Consider the following 3,454-nt stretch of genomic DNA (forward strand, 5'->3'; position numbering starts at 1 on the left):
TCCTTTGCCCCGGCGAGATCGTTGAGGTGCAGGAGGATGCTGCCACGCGTGATCCGTGCCTCGCCAAGAATCGCATTCAGGGAAAGTCCCCTTTCTGTGGCAAGCCCGACACCCCGGTCAAAGATGGCCGACGATGCCTCGTACAGGTCGAGTGTCTGGAAGAACTGCGCATACCAGAAGAAGAACCTGACCTCGTGTTCCTCGGGAGGAGCCGTCGCGACAAACCTGAGGAAATCCCGGGCAAGCGAACCGTCGATATCACTTGCGGGAACCGTGCCGGTAAAGATCGCATCATAGATGCCTTCGAGGTAGTCCCCGATTGCCGCAGGATCTCCCAGCCGTTCGCGGAACGCCCGGTACGCAGTTTCCACCTCGTGGCTCCGTTCGGTCCGCTCGCCGATGGCGGATATCACGCGGGGCTGGACGGTATTGGGTTTCCCGCCCGGGGTCTCCCGGGAGATCTCGCCAAGCAGGATCCTTAAGTCAAGGAGGCCTCCTGATGGGTTGTCCCTGCACCGGATCAGGATATAGCGGTTAAACAGCCACGACCGTCGGATAAAGTAGTAGGGGTTGGTCCGCTCGTTCCCGGCCCGGGCAATGATCCCCCGGCCGATCAGTACCTCGAGGCGTTTCCTGAGCGCGGATTCGGTGATCGTGCGCTCCTTTACTGCCTCCTTTGGCTCTACAGGCCCGGACACGTTGACAAGAGCAAGGATCTGGCGGATCTTCAACGGGCCGTCGTACAGGGCCCGCAGAGTCTCCCTTCCGGCTTGGGAGAGTGCCGGCTCCTTATCGATAATTTTTCCAAATATGGCCCGGTCGGGATACATCTCTCCTGGTACCTACAATGGTCTGCCCCATATAGGTTCCGGAATCGTGCAGGAACAACTGGCAGGGCCAAAACAGGAGGAGGACTGGAAAAGAACATGATCTTTTTTTCCAACTTCCCGTGATTTATATGAAGGCCTGTCCAACCAATGGATCAGGCCTGCAGGAATGCAGGTACAGTCTGGAAACACCAGAGAGCCACACGGGAACACATGGTGGTATCTCACATCATACAACGATCCAACCTCTCAAAAGCAGGCACCTGAAAGATGAGAAGGATAACAACTCCCTGTGCCTTCTCCCCAGGGGACTGTCCCCTTGATCATGGCGTCATCCCATGGAACGAGGAAGACCCGGAAAAACTCTTCCCTCTCAAAAGAAGGCCTCCTCCAAAGCCCCGTACCCGACGAACGGCACCTCGTTCCATAAAAACGCCCGTAACAGGATGCTCTCCTTCTTTCTCAGTAGTTCCAGTGTTTCTGCGGTGCCCGTACTCCTGTATCCGTTGAAATCCGGAGATCGTCACGAACGATACAACAAAATCAGGGAATCATAGTGTGCTCCCGTAAAAGAAAAAGATCAAGGGGGTTTGATCTATTCCCGGACCGGGTGATTGTTCTTGTCGCCCCGCCCAATCCCCTTGTAAATGAACCCGTTGTTGATACAGGGGTCCGGGTCGATGATATTCCGGCCGTCAACGATCACCGGGTGCTTCTGTCCGGTCAGCGCTTTGACCTGTGCCGCATCGAGCGAACGGTACTGGTGGTGGCCGGCACAGATGACCACGGCATCCGCTCCCCGGATCGTGTCCTCAAGCGAGGGAGTGAGCGTGACTCCCGGGGCATGTGCCACAAACGGGTCGTGGACGGCAACCATGGCCCCGGAGGCAAGCATCTCGTCCCGGTACGGCTCCGAGGGGGTGTTCCGGGTATCGTCGGAATTCGCAAGGAATGCCCAGCCTAAAAGCGCGATCCTTGCACCCTTTACCGGTGTGCCTGCCCGGGCGAGGCCGTCACGCGTGAGCCGTGCCATGTGCCGTGGCATGAAATCGTTGATGGTGCGGGCGAGCACAAAGAGGGAGCGTTCCCCTTCAGGGTAGTCAAGCAGATCCTTTCCCAGCTGCTGCACCCCGCGTTCGAGATGGTAGGTGTCTTTGGTGAGACAGTGCCCGCCGACCCCGGCGCCGGGCCAGAGCATCGCCCGTGTGATCCCCTCTCCCTTGAGGCTGTCGACCCCTGCCCTCACATCGTAGAAGTTGACCCCCATCGCTTCGCAGTAGAGCGCGAGCTCGTTTGCCGCCGCGATCTGGAGGTCACGGAAGGTGTTCTCGGCAGTCTTTGTCACTTCTGCGGCGGTCGCGCTCATCGGGATTACCTTCCCGAGCGTCAGCACCGGGCTGTAGAGTTCGGCTGCCCGGGCCGTGCTCACCGGATCGATGCCGCCGACAATCCGGTCGTGCTCACGAATGTTCCGCAACAGCCGGCCCACCATCACCCGCTCGGGGGCATGGGCAAGCGCAAAGTCTACTCCCGCGACAAGGCCTGATTCCTTTTCGAGCATGACGCGGGCAGGGCCGGTGGTGGTGCCCGGGGTGATCGTGGATTCGAGCACGACAAGCATCCCGGGTTTGAGATATTTTCCGACATTCCGGATCCCATCATTTAACGCCGAGAAATCGGGGATCAGATCATCTTTGTTCTTAAACGGCGTCTGGATGGAGAGGGTCACCGCGTCCATCTCTGCAATCTTCGAGAAGTCTGCGGTGCACTCAAATTTTTTTGTGCTGACAACTTTTTTGAGAAGCTCTTCAAGGCCCGGCTCCTCGCCTTTGAGCGGGCTCTCACCCTTATTGAGCATCGCGATCTTGTAGCCTGATGAGGGTGAATCACGCTGGAACCCGTACACATGTTCGAACTTTCTGGAATCCGCAAAGAGCGCGGCTGCCGGGATCCCGACGTACCCCATGCCGATCACCCCGATATTCCGGATTGGGCCCCGGTTTTTGATCAGCGCATCGAGCGTCATGGCCGGGTTCCGACAGAAAAACCGGCCCGGATCTGCTCGCTTACCTCAAGGTTGCGGATCGCCTGTTCGGGAGTAACCGGGAAGGGCGTATGCTTCTTTGCACAGTTGATAAAGGCCGCAAGTTCCACCTTTAAGGGTTCGACCTTGTTGACCATCACCTTCTCGATGATATTCTCCTGCACGTACCGCTCGTTCTCGAACTGGTACCTGCCGGGCTTCCGGTAGATCGTGACCTCTTGGGTCATGAAGTCACCCTCGACCGTGAAGTCTTCCTCCTCAATATAGATCATCCGGATCTTCTTTGACGCTTTGCGGCTCGCCGAAAGCGCCACGGGCACGCCCCCGCACTCCATGAGCACGCTGCACAGATCCACATTTCCGACTGAATGAATGTGGCAGGGGTTCGGGAAAAAGACGTTGACGATGATATCGATATCGTGGATCATCAGGTCCTCGACCACGGAACTTCCCGTCACCCGGGCGGAGGCGGGATTATGCCTTTTTAATTCCACATACAGGGGTTTTGTCACGATCTTTTTTATTTCGGCGATGATCGGATTGAAACGCTCGATGTGCCCGACGCCGACGGTGATCCCGGCAG

Annotated in this window: 1 protein-coding gene and 2 pseudogenes; all 3 read right to left on the minus strand. The window is 57.6% G+C overall.

Features of this window, described 5'->3' with window-relative positions; genetic code table 11:
• Positions 1–830: pseudogene (locus WCE46_RS10275) on the minus strand (hypothetical protein); the annotation flags it as partial.
• 592 nt (positions 831–1,422) lie between these two features.
• A complete protein-coding gene (locus tag WCE46_RS10280; RefSeq protein ID WP_424733626.1) occupies positions 1,423–2,853 on the minus strand; it encodes a nucleotide sugar dehydrogenase in 1,431 nt (476 codons plus the stop codon).
• Positions 2,850–3,454: pseudogene (locus WCE46_RS10285) on the minus strand (Gfo/Idh/MocA family protein); the annotation flags it as partial. The pseudogene WCE46_RS10285 and the gene WCE46_RS10280, both read right to left, overlap by 4 nt.

Source organism: Methanoregula sp., from assembly GCF_049690535.1.
Taxonomy (GTDB): domain Archaea; phylum Halobacteriota; class Methanomicrobia; order Methanomicrobiales; family Methanospirillaceae; genus Methanoregula.